23 protein-coding genes are annotated in these 20,250 nt (G+C 62.3%); 7 read left to right on the top strand and 16 right to left on the bottom strand.

From position 1 onward, the window contains the following. Nucleotides 1–38: 38 nt before the first annotated feature. Both MAFF_RS32250 and MAFF_RS32245 read left to right on the top strand, forming a co-directional pair. Nucleotides 39–518 carry an Lrp/AsnC family transcriptional regulator gene (locus MAFF_RS32250; protein ID WP_010915230.1) on the top strand — a complete coding sequence of 160 codons (480 nt, stop codon included), beginning with the start codon at nucleotides 39–41 and terminating at the stop codon, nucleotides 516–518. Between the two features lie 35 nt (nucleotides 519–553). Beyond that, nucleotides 554–1,741 (top strand): flavin-containing monooxygenase, encoded by a 1,188-nt coding sequence (locus MAFF_RS32245; RefSeq protein WP_010915229.1) that lies wholly within the window; start codon nucleotides 554–556, stop codon nucleotides 1,739–1,741. 24 nt (nucleotides 1,742–1,765) lie between these two features. Here MAFF_RS32245 and MAFF_RS32240 read toward each other — a convergent pair whose 3' ends face one another. Continuing rightward, the gene (locus MAFF_RS32240; protein ID WP_010915228.1) at nucleotides 1,766–3,277 is read right to left on the bottom strand and encodes a molybdopterin-containing oxidoreductase family protein; all 1,512 of its coding nucleotides are present in this window, start codon (nucleotides 3,275–3,277) and stop codon (nucleotides 1,766–1,768) included. 90 nt (nucleotides 3,278–3,367) lie between these two features. Continuing rightward, the gene (locus tag MAFF_RS32235; RefSeq protein WP_010915227.1) at nucleotides 3,368–5,245 is read right to left on the bottom strand and encodes an ABC-F family ATP-binding cassette domain-containing protein; all 1,878 of its coding nucleotides are present in this window, start codon (nucleotides 5,243–5,245) and stop codon (nucleotides 3,368–3,370) included. On the opposite strand from MAFF_RS32235, the gene MAFF_RS32230 reads away from it, so the two are divergent. Further along, nucleotides 5,232–5,468 carry a hypothetical protein gene (locus tag MAFF_RS32230; protein ID WP_157866110.1) on the top strand — a complete coding sequence of 79 codons (237 nt, stop codon included), beginning with the start codon at nucleotides 5,232–5,234 and terminating at the stop codon, nucleotides 5,466–5,468. The genes MAFF_RS32235 and MAFF_RS32230 overlap by 14 nt on opposite strands. Nucleotides 5,469–6,184: 716 nt before the next feature. On the opposite strand, the gene MAFF_RS32225 is transcribed toward MAFF_RS32230, so the two are convergent. From MAFF_RS32225 to MAFF_RS39835, 4 genes are all read right to left on the bottom strand, one after another. Further along, on the bottom strand, nucleotides 6,185–6,637 hold the full coding sequence (locus MAFF_RS32225) for a MucR family transcriptional regulator (protein ID WP_010915224.1): 453 nt from the start codon (nucleotides 6,635–6,637) through the stop codon (nucleotides 6,185–6,187). 152 nt (nucleotides 6,638–6,789) lie between these two features. Then, nucleotides 6,790–6,993: a hypothetical protein gene (locus tag MAFF_RS32220; protein ID WP_010915223.1), complete on the bottom strand. Its 204-nt coding sequence runs from the start codon at nucleotides 6,991–6,993 to the stop codon at nucleotides 6,790–6,792. Then, complete coding sequence (locus MAFF_RS32215) at nucleotides 6,986–7,912, bottom strand: DMT family transporter (RefSeq protein ID WP_010915222.1); 927 nt, start codon at nucleotides 7,910–7,912, stop codon at nucleotides 6,986–6,988. Before MAFF_RS32215 ends, MAFF_RS32220 begins: the two co-directional genes overlap by 8 nt. 45 nt (nucleotides 7,913–7,957) lie before the next feature. Further along, nucleotides 7,958–8,794: a hypothetical protein gene (locus MAFF_RS39835; protein ID WP_010915221.1), complete on the bottom strand. Its 837-nt coding sequence runs from the start codon at nucleotides 8,792–8,794 to the stop codon at nucleotides 7,958–7,960. Between the two features lie 112 nt (nucleotides 8,795–8,906). Here MAFF_RS39835 and MAFF_RS32205 point away from each other — a divergent pair, with 112 nt between their 5' ends. Continuing rightward, a complete protein-coding gene (locus MAFF_RS32205) occupies nucleotides 8,907–9,866 on the top strand; it encodes a LysR substrate-binding domain-containing protein (protein WP_010915220.1) in 960 nt (319 codons plus the stop codon). Between the two features lie 78 nt (nucleotides 9,867–9,944). Here the strand turns inward: MAFF_RS32205 and MAFF_RS32200 are convergent, their stop codons facing one another. Continuing rightward, on the bottom strand, nucleotides 9,945–10,457 hold the full coding sequence (locus MAFF_RS32200; RefSeq protein ID WP_010915219.1) for a DinB family protein: 513 nt from the start codon (nucleotides 10,455–10,457) through the stop codon (nucleotides 9,945–9,947). A 67-nt stretch (nucleotides 10,458–10,524) separates the two neighbouring features. Between MAFF_RS32200 and MAFF_RS32195 the strand changes: the two genes are divergently transcribed. Beyond that, entirely contained in the window at nucleotides 10,525–11,217 is a 693-nt protein-coding gene (locus MAFF_RS32195; protein ID WP_010915218.1) for a glutathione S-transferase family protein, read from the top strand. Between the two features lie 86 nt (nucleotides 11,218–11,303). Here the strand turns inward: MAFF_RS32195 and MAFF_RS32190 are convergent, their stop codons facing one another. After that, nucleotides 11,304–11,573 (bottom strand): DUF2934 domain-containing protein, encoded by a 270-nt coding sequence (locus MAFF_RS32190; protein ID WP_080511985.1) that lies wholly within the window; start codon nucleotides 11,571–11,573, stop codon nucleotides 11,304–11,306. Between the two features lie 204 nt (nucleotides 11,574–11,777). Between MAFF_RS32190 and ndk the strand changes: the two genes are divergently transcribed. Further along, entirely contained in the window at nucleotides 11,778–12,200 is a 423-nt protein-coding gene (gene ndk / locus MAFF_RS32185; RefSeq protein ID WP_010915217.1) for a nucleoside-diphosphate kinase, read from the top strand. 62 nt (nucleotides 12,201–12,262) lie between these two features. On the opposite strand, the gene MAFF_RS32180 is transcribed toward ndk, so the two are convergent. The 6 genes from MAFF_RS32180 to MAFF_RS32155 all read right to left on the bottom strand — a co-directional run bounded on the left by MAFF_RS32180 (nucleotide 12,263) and on the right by MAFF_RS32155 (nucleotide 17,418). Next, entirely contained in the window at nucleotides 12,263–13,027 is a 765-nt protein-coding gene (locus tag MAFF_RS32180; protein ID WP_044549911.1) for a YbaY family lipoprotein, read from the bottom strand. Between the two features lie 126 nt (nucleotides 13,028–13,153). Next, a complete protein-coding gene (locus MAFF_RS32175; RefSeq protein WP_010915215.1) occupies nucleotides 13,154–13,633 on the bottom strand; it encodes a molybdenum cofactor biosynthesis protein MoaE in 480 nt (159 codons plus the stop codon). A 5-nt stretch (nucleotides 13,634–13,638) separates the two neighbouring features. Continuing rightward, nucleotides 13,639–13,896, bottom strand: a complete 258-nt coding sequence (gene moaD / locus MAFF_RS32170) for a molybdopterin converting factor subunit 1 (protein WP_010915214.1) — start codon at nucleotides 13,894–13,896, stop codon at nucleotides 13,639–13,641. 1 nt (nucleotide 13,897) lies between these two features. Then, complete coding sequence (pgsA, locus tag MAFF_RS32165) at nucleotides 13,898–14,494, bottom strand: CDP-diacylglycerol--glycerol-3-phosphate 3-phosphatidyltransferase (RefSeq protein WP_010915213.1); 597 nt, start codon at nucleotides 14,492–14,494, stop codon at nucleotides 13,898–13,900. Between the two features lie 96 nt (nucleotides 14,495–14,590). Next, complete coding sequence (gene uvrC, locus MAFF_RS32160; RefSeq protein WP_010915212.1) at nucleotides 14,591–16,657, bottom strand: excinuclease ABC subunit UvrC; 2,067 nt, start codon at nucleotides 16,655–16,657, stop codon at nucleotides 14,591–14,593. Further along, a complete protein-coding gene (locus tag MAFF_RS32155) occupies nucleotides 16,654–17,418 on the bottom strand; it encodes an SDR family oxidoreductase (RefSeq protein WP_010915211.1) in 765 nt (254 codons plus the stop codon). Before MAFF_RS32155 ends, uvrC begins: the two co-directional genes overlap by 4 nt. 412 nt (nucleotides 17,419–17,830) lie before the next feature. Here MAFF_RS32155 and MAFF_RS32150 point away from each other — a divergent pair, with 412 nt between their 5' ends. Continuing rightward, the gene (locus tag MAFF_RS32150) at nucleotides 17,831–18,487 is read left to right on the top strand and encodes an outer membrane protein (RefSeq protein ID WP_010915210.1); all 657 of its coding nucleotides are present in this window, start codon (nucleotides 17,831–17,833) and stop codon (nucleotides 18,485–18,487) included. 312 nt (nucleotides 18,488–18,799) lie between these two features. Here MAFF_RS32150 and MAFF_RS32145 read toward each other — a convergent pair whose 3' ends face one another. Continuing rightward, entirely contained in the window at nucleotides 18,800–19,192 is a 393-nt protein-coding gene (locus MAFF_RS32145) for a TfoX/Sxy family protein (protein WP_010915209.1), read from the bottom strand. Between the two features lie 114 nt (nucleotides 19,193–19,306). Further along, nucleotides 19,307–19,903, bottom strand: coding sequence for a glutathione S-transferase (locus MAFF_RS32140; RefSeq protein WP_032933252.1), 597 nt, complete (start codon nucleotides 19,901–19,903; stop codon nucleotides 19,307–19,309). Nucleotides 19,904–20,250 lie beyond the last annotated feature (347 nt).

Here is a 20,250-nt window from a genome sequence, read left to right as displayed (position 1 = left end):
CCTCCGAAATGCAAGTTTGTTTCACCGGGATACCGCCATTGCCTCCATCATCGCCCCCGCTCGACAGTTTCGATCTCGCCATCCTTGCCGTCCTGCAGCGCGACAACACGACGCCGCAGCGGCTGATCGGCGAGGCGGTGAACCTGTCGGCGCCGGCGGTGCAGCGCCGCATCAAGCGCATGGAGCAGGCCGGCGTCATCGCCAGCAATGTCGCAATCATCGAACCCGCGGCGGTCGGCAAGCCCATCACCATCTTCGTCGAGGTGGAGCTGGAGAGCGAACGCACCGAATTGATCGACGCAGCCAAGCGGCAATTCTCGCAAACGCCCGAAGTGCAGCAATGCTACTATGTCACCGGCGAGGCCGACTTCATCCTCGTCATTACCGTGGCCGACATGGGCGCCTATGAGGCGCTGACGCGAAAGCTGTTCTTCGGCAGCAACAATGTCCGGAAATTCCGCACCTTCGTGGCCATGGACCGCGTCAAGGTCGGGCTGACGGTACCGTTGCCGGATTGAACCTCGCCGGAGGGCAGGCTTCAGCCCGTCCCGCCATGTTTTTGACATTCTCAGGACGCGAATTGAGCCGGGAGGCGCGCTTGGACGATACCACGACAGTAGCGATCATCGGGGCCGGGCCAGCGGGCCTGGCCGTTGCCGCATGCCTGCGGCAGGCCGGTGTCGACTTCATCATCATCGAAAAAGAGCAGCAGGCCGCGCCTGCCTGGCGGCGCCATTACGAGCGGGTCCACCTGCATACGACCAAGCGCTATTCGTCGCTGCCCTTCGTGCCCTTTCCCAAACACTATCCGCGTTATGTGCCGCGCGCTCTCTTCGTCGACTATCTCGACGCGTATGCGCAGCGCTTCGACCTCAGGCCCCAGTTTGGAGAAACGGTCAAAGCGGTCACCCAGGACGGTCGCGGCTGGCGTGTGGACGCGGCATCCGGGCCGTTGCGCGCCAAAGATGTGGTGATCGCGTCAGGCTACAATGCCGAGCCCTTGCGGCCCGCATTTGCCGGTATCGACACCTTCACAGGCAAGACATTGCACAGCGCCGACTATCGCAATGCCAAGCCTTTTGCCGGTCAGTCGGTGCTGGTCATCGGCATGGGCAACACCGGTGCGGAGATTGCGCTCGATCTGGCGGAAAACGGCGCACAGCCGACGATTTCCGTGCGCGGCGGCGTTCATATCGTGCCGCGCGAACTGTTCGGCGTGCCTATCCAGATGGTCGGCATGGCGGCGCGCCTGGGGCCGCAACGCTTGAACGACGCTCTTTTCCCAGTCATTCTCGACCTGGTTCTGGGCAGGCTGGACAAATACGGGCTCAAACGGCCAGGACAGGGACTGCTGGAACAGATAGCGGTCGCATCGCGCATTCCGGTGATCGACGTGGGCACCATCGGCAAGATCCGCGAAGGCGCGATCAAGGTGGCGCCCGATATTACCGAGATTTCGCAACGCGGCGCCCGTTTCGCCGACGGCAAACACGGCGAATTCGACGCGATCATCTTCGCCACCGGTTACCGGCCGGGCTATGCCAGATTCCTCGAGCCCGGCATCCAGCCAGACCGCAGCGGCGTTACCCCCAAAGCTTCGGATCTCGGCCTCTACCTGATCGGTTTCCACAATGCAGTCACCGGATTGCTGCGCGAGATCGGGATCGAGGCCCAGGCGATCGCCGACGACATCCGGCACCGGCTGAACAGGAAGAAGGCGGCTGAGATTCTGCCGGTATAGTCGGCCTCCAGCGCTTCGCTCTGATCAACCAGCCTTGCGCAGCCAGACCTTGTTGTCGTGGAAGGCAGCGCCGCCATAGGGCGCGGGCGCATCGGCGCCGGTCAGCACGTTGATGCCCTCGCCGCGCTCATGCGCGCTGTTCGGCCAGATGCCTTCGGCGATCACCACGCCGCGCTTGATGCCGTCGAAGAATTTCGCATGCAGCACCAGGTCGCCGCGCTGGTTGCCGACCTCGACGCGGTCACCATCGGCAAGCCCAAGGTCCGCTGCATCGTCGGGATGCAGGAGCAACGCCGGCCTGCCTTCCTTTTCCTTCGACACCGGCGTCTCGGCAAAGGTCGAGTTGAGGAAGTTGCGCGCCGGCGAGGTCGTCAACCTGAATGGATGCGCATCGTCCGCCACTTCGATCAGGTCGACATGGTCGGGAAACTCAGGCAGGCGCTCCACCGGTCCGAACAGGCCCATGCTCTTCGGCGGCCGGTTGGGAGCCGCCTGGCCCGTCCAGTCGGCGCGGAAGCGGAATTTCCCATCCGAATGGCCAAACCCCTTGATGAAATGCGCGGTCTCGAAATCCGGCTGCAGATCCACCCATTTCTGCTCTTTCAAGCTGTCGAAGCTGCCCAGCCCGCGCTTGCCGAGAATGATGTCGATATGCTGCTGTTCGGTGAGGCCGAAACCCGGGCGGTCAGCGACCCCCAGGCGCTCAGCCAGCTGCTCGATGACGAAATGGTTGGTGCGCGGCCCTTCCGGCGGCTCGATCAGCTTCGGCCCCAGCGTGATGTGCTGGTTGCCGCCGCCCTTGTAGACGTCGTCATGTTCCAGAAACATCGTCGCCGGCAGCACCACATCGGCAAGCCTGGCCGTGTCGGTCATGAACTGCTCGTGCACGCAAGCGAACAGGTCGTCGCGCAGAAAGCCCTGCTTCACCAGCCGCTGCTCGGGAGCGACATTCACCGGATTGGTGTTCTGGATCAGCATCGCCGTGACCGGCGGCCCGCCATAGAGCGCGTCGCTGGCGCCGGTCAGCACCGGGCCGATGCGCGAATGGTCGAGATAGCGGATCGAGGGATCGCGCATCCTGGTGCCTTCCAGCACCTCCTGGTTGAGCTTGAAGATGCCGGAATTCGAATGGAAGGCGCCGCCACCCTCATACTGCCAACTGCCGGTTACCGCAGCGATGCAGGAGGCGGCATAGAAATAGGGCCAAACCGTCTCCGACCCGTATTTCTCTTCGGCTGCGATGAACTTTTCGGCGACGAGGTCGAGCGCCGCCTCCCAACTCGCTTCCTGCCAGACGCCATCGCCCTTGGCGCCGGCGCGGATCAGCGGCTTCAGCAAGCGGTCGGGATGATGGACACGGTCGGCATAGCGGGCGACCTTGGCGCAGACGACGCCCGATGTGTAGGTGTTGGCCTTGGCGCCATGGACGCGGCCGATGCGGTTGCCGTCGAGCAGTTCGACCTCGAGGGCGCAGGTCGACGGGCAATCATGCGGACAGGCTGAATGGCCGATGCGAAGCTTGGCGTGCTGGTTCATGAAGCATGTCTAGCGAGTTTCGGGCGTGGCGTGTAGGGCCAGATAGCGCCTTCCCTTCTCCCCCAAGGGAAAGAAGGAAAGAACGCTCTCCTACTCCGCCGTGCCTTCCTCGTATTCGGCCGACATGGTCAGCCATTTTTCCTCATGGCCGGCCAGCGTCTGGGCTAGCTGCGAGCGCTCCTTGGCTAGCCTGGTCGCGGTCGAGGGATCCTTTTCGTAAATCGCCGGATTGGCCAGTTCGTCCTCGATGCCGTCAATGCGCTTGCGGATGCGGTCCATCAGAGCCTCGGTGGCGCGGATTTCCTTGGCCAGCGGTTCGAAGGCGGCACGGCGCGCGGCCGCATCGCGGCGGCGGTCGGCCTTGGACGCCTTGTCCGCCTCGCGCTTACCACGGCGATCGCCGGACACGCCAGTGACCAGCGTCTTGTAGTCCTCAAGATCGCCGTCATACGGGTTGACCGCGCCGTCCTTGACCAGCCACAGCCGATCGGCGGTCGCCTCCAAGAGATGCCGGTCGTGCGAGATCAGAATGACGGCGCCGGGAAATTCGTTGAGCGCATGGATCAGCGATTCACGGCTGTCGATATCTAGATGGTTGGTCGGTTCGTCTAGGATGAACAGGTTCGGCCCCTCGAAGGCCGACAGACCCATCAACAGCCGCGCCTTCTCGCCACCGGACAGGTCCTTGGCGGGCGTATTCATCTTCTCGGTCGTCAGACCGAACTGGGCGACGCGGCCGCGCACCTTGGATTCCGGCGCCTCCGGCATCAGCCGGCGGACATGCTCATAGGCGTTTTCCTCCGGGCGCAGATCGTCGAGCTGATGCTGGGCGAAGATCGCCACCTTCAGCCCCGGCGCCACCGTCATTGTGCCGCTCTCCTGCTTCAGCCGGCCGGATAGCAATTTGGCGAAAGTCGACTTGCCGTTGCCGTTGGCGCCGAGCAGCGCGATGCGGTCGTCGGCGTCGATGCGCAGCGTCATCTTCTTGAGGATCGGCTGGCCTTCGGTGTAGCCGACATTGACGTTGTTCAGCGCTACGATCGGCGAGGCCACGGTCTTCACCGGTTCCGGAAATGAAAACGGCCGCACCGAATCGTTCACGATGGCCGCGATCGGCTTCATCTTTTCCAGGGCCTTGATGCGTGACTGTGCCTGTCTGGCCTTGGACGCCTTGGCGCGAAAACGCTCGACGAAGGACTCCATGTGCTTGCGGGCGGCTTCCTGTTTGACGCGGCCCTTTTCCTGCAATTCCTTCTGCTCGGTGTACTGGCGCTCGAACTGATCGTAGCCGCCGCGCCAGAAGGTCAGCTTCTTCTGGTCGAGGTGAACGATCGAGTTGACGGCCCGGTTGAGCAGGTCGCGATCGTGCGAGATCAGAAGCACGGTGTGCGGGTATTTCGACACGTAGTTTTCCAGCCACAACGTGCCTTCGAGATCGAGATAGTTGGTCGGCTCGTCGAGCAGCAGAAGGTCCGGCTCTGAAAACAGCACGGCCGCCAATGCCACGCGCATCCGCCAGCCGCCGGAGAAGGACGAGGCCGGCCGGCCTTGCGCCGCGTCATCGAAGCCGAGGCCGGCCAGGATGGTGGCCGCGCGGGACTCGGCCGAATGCGCGTCGATGTCGGCCAGCCGCATGTGGATGTCGGCGATGCGGTGCGGATCGGTGGCCGTCTTTTCCTCTTCGAGCAGCGCCGTGCGTTCGACGTCGGCCTTGAGCACGATCTCGATCAGCGGCTCCTCGGTTCCGGGCGCTTCCTGCGCCACCTGGCCGATACGCGTGTTCTTCGGCAGGCTGATCGAACCGGTCTCGGAGGGAAAATCTCCCGTGATGGCCTTGAACAGCGTCGTCTTGCCGGTGCCGTTGCGACCGACAAGGCCGGCCTTGGTGCCGGCCGGCAAGGTCAGCGAGGCGTGGTCGAGAAGCAGGCGCCCGGCCATGCGGAGCGAAAGGTCGTTGATGATCAGCATGGCCGCGCTTTTGCACCGGACATCGACGCTTCGCAAGGCCTTGCGGGCCAGTTGGCCCGATCGCGTGAAAACGGGCGGCAGCGGCAGCGCCCTCCGGCATCAACCCGGGGGCATCAAATGGCGTCGCTCGGACTTTGATTGCCAAGTCGCCGATCGCAAGACCGCCGGAACGGATATTGAAGATACCGGCCTGAGGAATTTATACTATTTCTATTCGTGTTGATATAATTTTAGTACCGACTAAACGGGAGAGATCGAGTGTTGACCAAGAACAGCGTTGTCTCAACTTTGCTTTCAGTTACCATCGTCGTCGGCGCGAGCGCGACACATGGGCAGAATGCAGACGATTATCCGCGACGCCGATCCATTTTCCCGCAGGCAAGTCCAGCGCCACCATCAGCGACGGTGTAGAGCGAGGGGCGAGTGCCACCTACTCATTTGGCGCAAGGGCCGGGCAAAAAAGCCGAGATCATACTCAGTTCGGTGGAGAACAACGGCGTTTTCTCCATCTACCTACCCGGCGCCACCACCAGAAAGGCGACAGCGGCATCGATGTACAAGGCCCAACAATAGCCGGCACCGGTGCGGGCGTCACCAAATGGAGCGGCGCCCTTCCCAAGGACGGCGACTACATCATCGTGGTCGTAGGGACGCGCGGCAATGTTGATTGCGATCTAAAGGTTTCGATCCACCGAGCAATTCCAGGAAAAGCGTGAACATCTTGTCCAGAACAAGCGCACTGCGCTTTCCCTTTGCTTCAAAATAAGCATTGCAGCAGTTCATGTTTCACTTAAACGGTGAACTGCTCCAGATTTTTTTCTTTAGAACGCGGCACCCAAATTGCGCCGCTCACATCGACACGGCAGCACGATTGCACCAGGCAATCGTGCTGCGACTTGCGCAGAACAAAGCGACCGGGCCTTTCAGGAGGCCGCCCGCTCAGGCCTTTGCCTTGCCTTTCTTTGCCACGGCGGCCGGCGCTGCTGCCGGTTTGCGGCCAAGCCCTGTCGACTTTGCCAGCGCCGACCGGGTCGCCGAGTAATTCGGGGCAACCATCGGGTAATCCGGTGGCAGGCCCCATTTGGCCCGATAGTCGTCCGGGCTCAAACCATAGTCTGTCCTGAGGTGTCGCTTGAGCGACTTGAACTTCTTTCCGTCCTCCAGGCAGATGATGTAGTCGGGAAACACCGACTTTTTCGGGTTGACGGCCGGAACCAGGCTCGGGCTTTCCACGACGACCGCGCCAGCCAGCTTCCGAACCGATGCACTGACGCTGGCAATCAGGTCAGGCAGGCCAGAAGCCGGGAGTGGATTGTTGCCGACATAAGCCGAGACAATATCGGCCGTTAGCTCTATAACGGTCTTATCCTCGATATTTGACAATTCTTTCATCCTATTTGCGAGAAAGTCATCCACCCCAGCGAAGACTTTCGTCGATGTATCTCTTTAACCGCGTCCCCCAGCGGGTCGCCAAGCGCCAAAACGAATCAAGACTTGGCGTCAACTATTTTTATGGGAAATCGACGCCGCGCAAATTAGAAAATCTAATACTTGGAAGCGGCAGACTTGGTCGTCCGGGCATCCGCCAATATCTCAAGAATACGCCGCCAACGGGCACAGCGCCCGAAATCCTTCTGCTCAATCGCCTTTTCAGCCTTCATCGCCGCGTAAAGCGGTGCCTCGGCGCCAAATTCCTTGATCAGCCAATGCGCTTCCTGCCTAGCGAGACGTTCATTGTCGTCAAACATAGTCTTGCGCCTCCGAGCGCTCCAGACCGACCGCGATACAACTGCCGATGACGAGGACAGCGCCGGCAATGGCGGTCGTCGTCAACTGTTCCCCGGACAGCGTCAGCAGCAATGTCGACGCAATCGGCGTGAGATAGGCGACGACCGCGACCTTGCCGCTGCCTTCAAGCTTCAAGGCGCGCGACCAGAAGTAATAACCCAGCCCCATCGGGCCGGCGCCGAGATAGAGCCCGAGGGCCAGATCCATGCCGGCGGGCCAGGCGACGCCTTCGCCAGCGGACCATAGAAGCGCCAAGGCGACGCCGACCAGCGATGAAGGTAGCAGCAGGCGATCGGGCGAAGTGGCGAGCCGTCCCACCATCACCGAATAGAACGCCATGCACAGCGCAGACCCGAATGCGGCGAAATAGCCGACGAGATCGCCTTGGAACCAGTTGTTCTCACGCCCTCCCGAAATCACCAGCGCGACGCCGACAAACCCAAGGACCGCGGCAAGACCCAGCAAGGCCGGACGCCGGGGATTGTCGAAGGCGATCACCGCCGCGGCGACCATCAAGGGCCAGGTGTAGGCCACGAGATTGGCTTCGATCACCGGCATCGAGGCGAAGGCGATGTATTGCAGCACCATGGTGCCGACCAGACCGATGATGCCGACGGCAAGCGCTGCGACCGCGGCCCGGGGCGCGACCGATGGAGCCGCCTCACGGCTCATGAACCGGATCAAGGCGAAGACCAGTGCAGCTCCCGCAAATTGCAGGAACTGCACTTGCGATACCGGATGGGTTGCCAGCAGGGATTTGCCGACCAAGGCATTGGTCGACCACAAAGCCACCGCGCCGGCAGCAAAGACAAGCGCGGATATCGAACTTGATCCATGCCGAAACAATCGGCCTGGGGCTCTATCCCTGTGTTGGACCATGATCTCGTCCGAAGACCGGCTCCCACTTCTCGGGATCATGGTTGACTACCATGATCCCCTGGCTCCGCCCGAAACCTGTGTTTCGGAGGCCGGAGCGGGCGTCGGATGCTCCGCCTCGAACCGGCGATAGGCCGGCAACTGGTTGGTCCAGACATCTTCGGCCAATTCGTTGACCCACTCGCGGTCGTGATCATTGTCGGCGGCGAGATAGAACATGCGGTTGTCGTCGACATAGGGCTTGGCCACCGAACGCTGGTTGAGCACCAGGGTGACGCGCTCGCCGTACTGGATCGGGGCGGTGCGATGCAGCACGCCAAGAAACTGTCCGAGTGTCGCGTAGTTCATCTTGTGATCGATGCGCATGATGCGGTTGCGCGGGATCTCGCGGCCGGATTCGAGGATGGCGCGGCCGGTCTCGGAATCGTCGCAATAGATTTCGAGATGGCCCCCGACCAGCGGATTGCTGATCGACAAAGGAATAAGCTCGGTGACCGGAACGCCGTCGCAATGCCATTCGACGGCGCCGTCCCTGGGATTCATGAAGGTGACGGTCGAACCGACGATCGACAGCGGATAGGGCTCCAGCTTCGTGCCCATCATGTCGGACAGCCGCTCCAGGCGCAGCTTGTCGTGCAGCAACTCCTTGATTTCGGGGATGAAACGGTCGGCGCCGGTGATGAAGGTCAGGTCGAGGTGCTTGTGCACGGCATGACTGTCCTTGAGCTTCAGCGCGGCCTCCTCGATTGCGGCGAGCAGTGCCGGGTCATAGCCATGCAGATACTGTGCAACGCCGAAACTCGACACTTTCCAGGCGGTTTCGTGGCCGATAATGGCCTCACGGCTCATCGCATAGCGCAGTTCGGGTATGGTATGTGCGTTCATTGTACTTCTCCAAGTGGGGGGCAAACACTTAGTTAACAGTCGATTGAATTAGCCCCCCCTGTAAAATTAGGAATGCTGGTGCTAGTGTAAGCCCAGCTTAAGGTCGAAGCCCGTGCGTTTGCTCAGTCAGGTCAACCTCAATTCGCTGAAAATCGTGGAGAGTGCTGCGCGCCACGGGAATTTCACGCGAGCCGGCGAGGAACAGTTCATCACCGCTTCAGCGGTCAGCCAGCGCGTCAAGAGCCTGGAAGACCAGCTGCGCTTCAAGATTTTCCAGCGCGGCGGCAATGCGGTGTCGCTGACGCCGGAAGGCGAGACCTATGTCTCGCGCGTTCGCGAGGCGCTGGAGCGGATCGTCGCCGCTAGCATGGAAGCGACCGGACAATCGCAGGAACATGTGCTGAAGATATCCGTGCTGCCGACCTTCGCCGCGCGCTGGCTGTTTCCGCGCCTGCCGGAGTTCCAGCGGCGATATCCCGATATCGTGATGCGGGTTTCGACCTCCTACGCGACGCATGAGTTCTCGACCTCCGATTTCGACCTCGAAATCCGCTATGGCGACGGCCATTTCAACGGGCTGCCATCCGATCTGCTGTTTCGGGAAGACCTGACACCGGTGTGCAGCCGCAAATTGTTCCATGAGGTTCTCGGCGACAAGCCGGTGTCCAAGGTGGAGCCGGACGATCTCAGGCACTTCACGCTTCTGCATTCCGACACCTGCACCCAGAACTGGCAATCCTGGCTTGGTTTCGCCGGCGCCAGCTTCGTGCTCAGCGAAACCAAAAGCATCTATTTCGACTCGTGCATGATGTCCTACGAGGCGGCCAATGCAGGAATGGGCTTTGCCGTGGCCAACCGTGCCTATATGGCCAGCGACATTCGCGCCGAAAAGCTGGTCGCTCCCTTTGCCGTCCACCATCCCAATAGCGCCGGCTGGTATTTCGTGTCTCCCCACAAGTGCCTTGCCGCACGCAAGGTTCTGCTGTTCAAACAATGGGTCATGGCGGAAGCGGCTTTGACGCAACGCCAATTGGACAGTGAAATCCGCGACCTGGCTACCGAAGCTGTCTGAAATTGCCGAATGGCCTGACGTGAAGGCCATGCTTCTGCAGAAGATGCGGCGATAGTCGGCGCGGGCCGCTTACCTGGATCAGGCGAAAGCCCTGCCCTCTTCGGTACGCTGGAAATGCGCCAGATCGAGCAGCACGGAAGGACGGCCCAGAACCGTCAGGATCATATGCGCCTGGCCGCGATGATGGGTCTGGTCGTTGAAGACATGCGCCAGCGCAGGCGCAAGGCGCTGCGAGACGGTGCGCATATCCGACAGCGTCATATAGGTGAAGCGGCCCGACAGCGCCTTGTCGCTCAAGCCGGAAAGCCAGTCGATGATCCGCCGGTCCTCCGCCTCGCGCGCCGTCCTCAGCTTGGGAAAGGCCCGATGCAGTATGGCGTCCAGTGCCGTCGGCGCGTCGCCCTCGCCGGTGAAGCGCTTCATCCAGATGCGATCGGCGGCAAGCAGATGGTTGAGGGTGCCCATCAGCGAGCCGAAGAAGGCGCCGACATCGCGATTGAATTCCTCGTCATCGAGGTCCGCGGCGGCATCATAGATGCGGCCATTGGCCCATTGATTATACGCCGCAAACATCATGAAGTGCTGTTTCATCTTTTCTCCCGCCCCCCCGTTTCGGGGTGTCGCGAGCGATACCTAGACCGCAAAGAGACCCGCGCCAATGACCATTCTGCTTTATGAGCTCGTCGGGCGTGACGCGAGCCGTCCGTTCAGTCCGCATTGCTGGAAGGCGACGATGGCGCTGGCCCACAAGGGGCTTGATATCTCGACCGCGCCGACGCGTTTTCTCGAGGTGCCCACCATCGAGGGCGGCGCTTCGAAAACCGTTCCGGTGATCCGCGACGGCGACAAGGTCGTCATCGATTCCTTCGCCATCGCGCTCTATCTCGAGGACGCCTATCCGGACCGGCCGACGCTGTTTGGCGGCGAAGGCGGCAAGACGATGGCGCGCTTCATCGAGCGCTGGTCGCAATTGACCATCCACCCCTACGTCACCACCGCAGCACTCATCGACCTCCATGGCATGCAGGACGACGAGAACGCCGTGTATTTCCGACAGAGCCGGGAGCAGCGCTTCGGTAGGCAGTTGGAAGATGTCGTCGCGGCGCGCGATGCCGGCCTGGCGGCGTTTCGGGCTTCGCTCGAGCCGCTGCGTTCGACGCTGGGTTATCAGCCTTTCATCGGCGGCGCTGCGCCGCTGTTTGCGGACTATATCGTCTTCGGCGCGCTGCAATGGGCACGCATCGCAACGCCCTACCAGCTGCTTGAAGACAGCGACGTCGTGGCGCAATGGTTCGCCCGCTGCCTCGATCTGCATGGCGGGCTGGGACGAAAGGTTGCCGCGGCGGCCTGACGGCCGCAAGCGCCTGCCCTGCCCGCATGGCAGGTTGGCGCGCCGTCAATCCGTGGCGAAAATCAGCGGCGGGATAGCGGGCCTACCTACTTGGCCGCCTTCTTTGGCTTGCTGGTCTTCGGTTTGCTGGCTTTCGCGGCAGCTTTTTCTTCCTTGGGAGCGGCTTTGGCCTTACTGACGCCGGCTGCCTTCTTGGCCGGCTTCTTGGCCGCCGGCTTGCCCGCATCCTCCCGAGCGATGTCGGCTGCCGCCTGGTGCCAATGGCGTTCGTGGTGACCGGCCGGCTGCCCCTCTTCCTGCCAGATCTGATGTGCGCGGTTGCGAATGCGCTCCTGACGATCGTCTGCCATGGTCATGTTGTCTCCATTCGGGCCGACTTCAGCGCGGCGCCGACACGTGACTATAGCAAGCAAAATGTTGCTGTGCAGCCATCTGATGTCGTCTCCCTGCTCGCGCTCCGGGCGTTCGCTTCGCGGACCGCTCCTCACCCCTTGGCAATGGGCCGGGCGGCTTGTATAGAGCCCGCCACTCTCAATTCCATTCTCAGACAAGGACGACCCATGGCGCTCGAACGCACCTTTTCCATGATCAAGCCGGACGCTACCCGGCGCAACCTCACCGGCGCCATCACCAAGATGCTGGAAGACGCCGGCCTGCGCGTCATCGCTTCGCGCCGCGTCTGGATGAGCCGCCGTGAGGCGGAAGGTTTCTACGCCGTCCACAAGGACCGCCCTTTCTTCGGCGAACTGGTCGAGTTCATGTCGTCGGCTCCGACGATCGTCCAGGTGCTGGAAGGCGAGAACGCCATTGCCAGGAACCGCGAAGTGATGGGCGCCACCAACCCGGCCAACGCCGCCGAAGGCACCATCCGCAAAGTGCACGCGCTGTCGATCGGCGAGAATTCGGTGCACGGCTCCGACGCGCCGGAAACCGCGGCGCAGGAGATCAAGTACTGGTTCTCGGACACCGAGATCGTCGGCTGAGCCGATATCATCAAGTCTGATGTGGAAAAGGCCGGCGCTTCGCCGGCCTTTTCATTTGGCGATCAGCTCGCGGCGCTGAAGCGCAGGATTTCGCGGCCGTTCTTGTCCGATATGGTGAGCTTGCCGGCATCGACCTTGTAGGACGCCGCCTTGGCCAAAGCATCGAACAAGGCCTTTTCCTCGGCCATCGCCTCAGGCGCGCAGGCCTTGTAGGTCGAGCCGATGTCGCTGATCGCAATCGCCTGGCCATCGATTTTCGCGGTGGCGAAATAAGTGTTGCAGGGGCCGCTGCCGCCGGCCTTGCCGGCCTCGCTGACCCTGAACGTCGCCTGCGGCGCGGTGATGGCGCCGATGCCATCGACATAATCGACCACCCAGAGCTGACCAAAGACGGAGGCCGTCGGCTCGGTACCTGACGCCACCATCTTCAGCATGATGGTCTGCGGCGTGTCGGTCAGCGGGTCGAGCTGATGGCGCACATCGGAAATGAACATCAACTTGCCGTCAACGGTGATCCGCGCCTGCAGCGCATAGGTCATCTGCGACCGGATCACCGACGGATCGAATTTGATCTCGAAGCTGATCGGCACCTGGCCAGCCGGCTTGATAGTCTGCTCGCCGATGATCTTGGCCGGTGCATCGGCCAGCGAGACATCGGCAAGCTGGACCGAAAGCACGGCGCTGGGCGGCAGGGCGATGCGCTCGCGATAGATCACCTCGCCCCTCACCGCCTTTTCAGCGGCCACGGACAGTTCCGGCACCGCCAGGACGCTGACGACCAGAGGCACGAAACCGAAGACGAAGAACTCCGCGAGCCTGCTCAGCATGACCACCTCCCTTGCCCCAGGCTGCCAGTGCCCGGGCTGCCAGTGCCCTGGCCGCCGATGCCCTGGGCTGATCAACCTCACGCAATTGGCCAAAGGATTGCGGTCAATACATGGCTGCGACGGGATTTATTCGGACGATGACTTCCAGCGCTTTGCCGCCTGGGTGTCGGTTTCCTTGGCCTCGACCCAGCCACCTTCGGAACCATCGGTGCGATGCTCCTTCTTCCAGAAGGGCGCGCGCGATTTGAGGTAATCCATGAGAAAGTTCGCCGCCTCGAACGCGGCTTGGCGATGGGCCGAGGCGGCCACCACCAGCACGATGTTTTCGCCCGGACGAATCTTGCCATGGCGGTGGATGACGGTGAGGCCTTGCAGCGGCCAGCGCTCAACCGCCTCGGCGGCGATACGGCCGATCTCGGCCTCCGCCATGCCGGGATAATGTTCGAGCTCCAGTGCCGAGAGCGCGCCCTGCTCATCGCGGCAGAGGCCGGAGAAAGAAACCACCGCGCCAACGTCCGCGCGGCCTTGGGTCAGCGCAGCGATCTCGGCGGCGACGTCGAAATCCTGGCGCTGGATGCGCACGGTCGGCGCCAGGACGGCCGACATGGGTGTCAGCCTCCGGTCATCGGCGGGAACAGCGCGATCTCGCGCGCGCCCGCTATCTTTTCGCGGTGGTCGACATGTTCTTGGTTGATGGCAACGCGGATCACGTCGGGATATTGCAGCGCATGTTCGTAGCCCTCGCCGCGCGATTGCAGCCAGCGCAAGAGGTCGGCGACGGTCTCGATGTCGGCGGGCAATTCGACGTCTTCCTCTGACGTGCCGATCCGTTCGCGCACCCAGGCAAAATAGATGAGGCGGGTCGTCATTTCACTCGTCCATGATGTGCTTGAGGCCGGCGCGGAAATAGTCGTAGCCGGTGTAGAGCGTGACGAGTGCGGCTATCCACAGCAAAACGAGGCCGGTCTGCGTCGTCAGCGGGAAGATCTTGTCGCCGGCCGGTCCCGCCAGCAGGAAGGCGATGGCGACCATCTGGATAGTGGTCTTCCACTTGGCAAGCTGCGTCACCGGCACCGAGACCTTGAGCGCCGCCAGATATTCGCGCAGGCCAGAAACCAGGATCTCGCGGCACAGGATGATGATGGCCGCCCACAGCGACCAGCCGGCAATGCCGGCATGGCGATCGGTGTCGGCCGCCAGCAGCAAAAGGCAGGTCGCGACCAGTAGCTTGTCGGCGATCGGGTCGAGCATCTTGCCGATGTTGGAGGTTTGCTGCCAGGCGCGCGCAAAATAGCCGTCGAAATAATCGGTGACGGACGCCAGCAGGAAAATGACCAGCGCCGACCAGCGGGCGAAGTCGCTCGATTTCAGATGACCTTCGAGAAAAAAGCACAGCACCACCAGCGGCACCGCGATGATGCGGGCGTAGGTCAGCATGTTGGGCAGGTTGAACGCGCGCTGGGCCATGTCTGGTGGACTCTTTCTGCCTGCGTACTCAAATCAGAAGCCAATGTAGGGGGTCAACAGGCCAGATTCGACTGACCAGCGGAAAGTGCCGAATTTTCAACTTTCGTGGAAATGATTGTAGACCAGTTTGGCGACCTGTTCGGAAATACCGTCGACTTTCCTCAGATCCTCGATCGCGGCACGGCTGACGGCCTTGGCGGTGCCGAATGCCAGCAGCAGCGCCCGCTTGCGGCCGGGGCCGATGCCGGCGATCTCGTCGAGCGGGCTCTTGACCATCTCCTTCTTGCGCCGCGCCCGGTGCGAGCCGATGGCGAAGCGATGGACCTCGTCGCGCAGCCGCTGGACGAAATAGAGAACAGGGTCGCGCACCGGCAGCGAAAAAGAATCCCTGCCCTTGACGAAAAAGCGCTCGCGGCCGGCATCGCGGTCCTGGCCCTTGGCGATGCCGATCGCCACGACGCGGTCCTCAATGCCGAGATCGGCGAGAATCTTGCGCACCGCCGTCATCTGGCCCTGGCCGCCATCGATCAAGATGACGTCGGGCCAGGCTGGGAAGCTGCCGGAGATGTCGTCTTCGATATCATCACCCGCTTCCGCCGAGGCCGCGTCGTTGGGCGCGACATCGCCATGCTCCTTGAGCAGTCGCGAAAAGCGCCGCTCCATCACCTCGCGCATCATGCCGAAATCGTCGCCCGGCGTGATCTCGGTCGAGCGGATGTTGAATTTCCGGTACTGGTTTTTCACAAACCCTTCCGGCCCCGCGACAACCATGGCGCCGACGGCATTGGTACCCATGATGTGCGAGTTGTCGTAGACCTCGATGCGCACCGGTGGCTTGGCCAGGCCGAAGGTCTCGGCGAAACCGGCAAGCAACCGTCCTTGCGTCGAGGTTTCGGCCAGCCTGCGGCCCAACGCCTCACGGGCGTTCTGCAAGGCATTGTCGGTCAGGTCCTTCTTCTCGCCGCGCTGCGGCACAGAGATCGTAACCTTGCGGCCAGCGCGGGTGGACAGCGCCTCGCCCAGCAATTCCTGGTCCTCGACGCCGCGCGACAGCAGAATGTTCCGCGGCGTCGGCTTGTCGTCGTAGAACTGCGCCAGGAACGAGCCCAATACCTCGGCCGCTTCCAGGGCCGGATCGGCTTTCGGGAAATAGGCGCGGTTGCCCCAGTTCTGGCCAGTGCGGAAGAAGAACACCTGGATGCAGACCTGGCCGCCTTCCTGATGGATGGCGAAGACATCGGCCTCGTCGACGGTCGCGGGATTGATGCCCTGATGGCTCTGCACATGCGACAGGGCGGCCAGCCGGTCGCGATAGATGGCGGCACGTTCGAAATCGAGGTCCTCGGAGGCCTGCTGCATGGCGGCCGAAATCTCGGTCTTCACCTTCTGGCTGCGGCCGGACAAAAAATCCTTCGCCTCGGCGACCAGTTCGGCATAGCCCTCATGCGAGATTTCGCCGGTGCAGGGGCCGGCGCAGCGCTTGATCTGATAGAGCAGGCATGGCCGGGTGCGGTTTTCGTAGAACGAGTTGGTGCAGCTGCGCAGCAGGAAGGCGCGCTGCAGCGAATTGATGGTGCGGCCGACGGCGCCGGCCGAGGCAAAGGGGCCGAAATAATCGCCCTTTCGCGACCGCGCGCCACGATGCTTGTAGATGCCGGGCGAGACATGGTCGCCAGTCAAAAGGATATAGGGGAACGACTTGTCGTCGCGCATCAGCACGTTGAATCGCGGCCGCAGGCGCTTGATAAGATTGGCTTCGAGCAGCAGCGCCTCGATCTCGGTGCGGGTGACGACGAATTCCATCGTCGACGTCTCGCGCACCATGCGGCCGATACGGTTGGTGTGGAACCGGCCTTGCGCGTAGTTAGTGACGCGCTTCTTCAGGCTGCGCGCCTTGCCGACATAGAGCACGTCGCCTGCGGCGTTCATCATGCGGTAGACGCCGGGCGCGTTGGGCAGCCGCTTGACCAAGGTCTGGATCACCTCGGCGCCGACCATGCCTTCGGCATCCCCGGCATGCGGCGTCCAGTCGATGGCCGTGAAGGCGACATCCGGACCTGTCGGTTCGACGATCTCCTCCAGCGCCTCATCCTCAAGGTCGATTTCGGGAGGCAGGTCATCGGCCCCGCCACGCGGCTTGTTCTTTTGGTCTAAAGGACTCATTCCGTCATGCCTGTCACATCGGGCGTCTGCCATGCAAGATGCTGGCCGCCATCGAGCGCGATCATCTGACCGGTGACCGAGCGCGCATCCCAGAGATAGCGGATGGTGGCGCCGAATTCCGGCAATTCCGGGCCGCGCTTCAGGATCAGGCCAGCGAGCTGTGCGTCAAAATCGGAATCGTCCTGGCGCACATTCTTCAGTGTCGGGCCAGGACCGATCGCGTTGACACGAATGCGCGGGCCGAGCGCCTGCGCCAGCATCTGCGTCTGGGTCCACAAAGCCGACTTCGACAGCGCGTAGGAGAAGTAGCGTGGCGTCGGGCGCCAGACGCGCTGATCGATGATGTTGACGATCAGCCCCTCGCGCCCTTCGGGCAAGGCGCGGGCGAAATTCCGCGCCAACAGCGCCGGCGTTTTCACGTGGATGGCAAAGTGGCGGTCCCAGGCCTGCCAATCGAAATCCTCGATCGAATCATCGACGAAAAGCGAAGCATTGTTGACCAGCAGCGAGATCGGCCCCAACGCGGCCTCCGCCTGACCAACGAGGCCGGCGACAGCATTCGTGTCGGTCAAGTCCGCCCCAACCACGGTGGCGCGGCCGCCAGACTGGTTGATCCCCGCCGCCAAGGCATCCGCCTCGCCCTGCGAGCGATTGGCGTGGATGGCGACGGCAAAACCATGGCCGGCGAGGTCTTCGACAATTGCCTTGCCGATCCGTTTCGCCCCGCCCGTCACCAGGGCCGCGGCAGTGGCTTTGCTCATCTGCTGTCAATCCTCAATTTCGGCCCGAAAACACGACGCCGACGAAATATGGCCCGGCATGCGTTAAACGGCATTCGCACTTGGGGCAGCATTGTGGCGAAACGCCCGGTTCGGCATGCCGACTCGTCTCGGAGTCGGAACCGCCGGAAGCAATATAGGACGCTGGACTCCTTGCACCAAGCGGTGTGCAGCGCAGCATGAAATGGCTGCTGACATTTCGCTGTTGCGAAGATGCAACGTCAAGGTTCCGCCTCATTCGCGCCGGGTAATGACCCAAGTTCAGGTTCGCTTCAGCCGCATTTTGACACGACATTTGGAACCGACGAACGCCAGATCCGTTTCACCCCCCGGACGGGTTGATGGCGATCGTGAGAAACAAGCCTGTGTCCTGTGGCTTAAGGAGTAAAGAACAATGCAAGCCAATCTCAAATTCGCACGGCCGCTGGCCGTTGCGCTCGGGCTCTTCGCCCTCGGTGGTACTGCCTATGCCGCAGACGTCGTCCAGGAAGAGCCCCCGGCACCCGCACCGGTTGCCGAACTGCCTGTCGCATCCTGGGCCGGCCCCTATGCTGGTCTTAACGTTGGCTACGGCTTCAGCGGCCGTACCAAGGAGAAGGATTTCGACGTTTCGACCGACACCAAGGGTTTCGTCGGCAGCGTCTTCGGCGGCTATCAGTGGCAGCAGGAGAACTTCGTGTACGGCGGTGAAGCCGAACTCGGCTACAACGGCGTCAAGGGCGACGATAACGGCATCAATTCCAAGGCCGGCTTCGAAGGCTCGCTGCGTGCCCGTCTCGGCTACGCCGTGACCCCGGAAATCCTGCTCTATGGCACCGGCGGTCTCGCCGGCAGAAGCCTGAAGGTGGAAGACACCGTCCTCGGCGTCAGCGACCGCGCCACGATGCTCGGCTGGACCGCCGGCGTCGGCACCGACATCAAGCTGACCGACAACGTCTTCGGCCGTGTCGAGTATCGCTATACCGACTTCGGCAGCAAGAGCTTCGACGGTATCGGCAAGGTCAAGGCCACCGACAACCGCGTCACCTTCGGCGTCGGTATGAAGTTCTAAGTCGTTCAAGCCACGACACGAAAAAGCCGGGCCTCGCGCCCGGCTTTTTTATTGCCTGTACTCCCCCGACCCTTCTCCCCTTGTGGGGCAGGAGAAGCCGCAAAATAGCCGTTGCACGCTTCTAGGCTTGAAAACTGCATGGCGAACCTGCAAGCGCGGGCTTCGCTGCCGTCTCGGCGCCTCGCCCGGACCTCAGAGCGTTTCAGCACTCGGTTGGACCGATGGCCTTTCCTGGAAACTGTCACGGGGTCGGGATCGACGGCAACGGGTCGAGCGACTTCGCCCCGCGAGAAAATCGGCTGGGCGACCGGCTCACGCACGCCGCTTTGCGACCTTGGCTGGCTTCGATTTCGGCGGCAGCGTCTCGACGAAGGTCAGCGCGCGATCGAGCCAACCTGCGAGATCCGTTTCAGTCATTGTGCCTTCCGGCGCGACATGGACGTAGCCCTCCATCGAACGCCCGCCCATCTCCATCGGTCGCGCATGGGGACGCAAGGCCGCCTCTGCATGCGCGGCCTTGCCGACGCGGACCAACAGCCCGCGCTTCGAGGTTCCGATCAGCATGTTGCCGTTGAGCATGAAGCAGGTGCCGCCGAACATCTTCTGTTCGGTGAAGGCGCGCTGACCAAGGGCGGCGCGCAGGCGCTCGACCATGGGATCGGAGGCCACGCTGGTTTTGGTGACGGACTTCGCGATGCTCGACACTCCGCAATTGTGTGGCTACAGGCAAGCACGGAAGCAGGCAGCGGTTCAAGGTGGAGAGTGAGGTGCGCGCTGTCACGCTGGCCTTCGCCAATCGCCAACGTTGAACGCGTTACGTTACGCCGGCACCGCCGGCTTCAGCTCTGGGAATTTTTCGTCGAAACGCGCCGCCCAGCGGGTCAGCCGGCCACGGCCCTTCTCCCATTTTCCGGCAAAGCGCAGTGCGAGATAGCCAAGGCAGGCGCGCAGCGCCATCTGACCGGCGGTGATCTTCTTCGGCAGTTTCGGCGGGTTGGCGTTGAGCAGATCGAGCGCGGCGGTGATCTTCGCCCATTGCCGGTCGAGCCAGGGCTGATAGACCATCTCGTCGGGCCGGGTGCGGCGCTCATAAACCATCGACAGCGCGCAATCGCAGATACCGTCGGCCAGCGCCTCCAGCACTTCCGCTTCCAGCCGCTTGTCGGGATTGCGCGGGAACAACGCGTTCTTCGAAATCCGGTTGAGGTGCTGGGTGATGGCGCGGCTGTCGTGAATAGATCGGCCATCGTCGAGCACCAGCACCGGGATCTTGCCGAGCGGATTGGCGCCGATCAGTTCGGCCGGCTTGTCCTCGGTCTTAACCGGCACCAGATCGATCGCGACCCCGGCATAGGCCGCGGCCATCCTTACCTTGGAGCTGTAGGGAGAGGTGGACGCATAGAGCAGCTTCGGCATGATCGGCTTCCTGTTTGCAGGCGCCCAGTGTCGACTGGACAGGCGCTTGCGATCAACCGCCAGAGCGCGAAAAAACAGCAGCCAGAAACCGCTTGCGGTTTCCGCTCCAGACATCACGGACAAGCCTGCAGACTGGTACGCTGGAACCACGAGCGAGCGACGACGGCAGGTTGACGGGATTCAAACCTGCATTCGCATCTCACGAACCCAGGCATCGCACCCGGGCCTTCGCCGGCCGCGGCAAAGCAGACAATCCAAAGGGCGAGCGAGGCAGCCAACCGGCGCCTCGCTTTGCTTGCCCCCTAGGTCCCATCCCCGATGTTCAGCCCTCAGGGCTGAACCCGCTG

This window comes from Mesorhizobium japonicum MAFF 303099 (assembly GCF_000009625.1).
Lineage (GTDB): Bacteria > Pseudomonadota > Alphaproteobacteria > Rhizobiales > Rhizobiaceae > Mesorhizobium > Mesorhizobium japonicum.
Note: the sequence above shows the minus strand (reverse complement) of the source record. Positions and strands in the feature narration are given on the sequence as shown.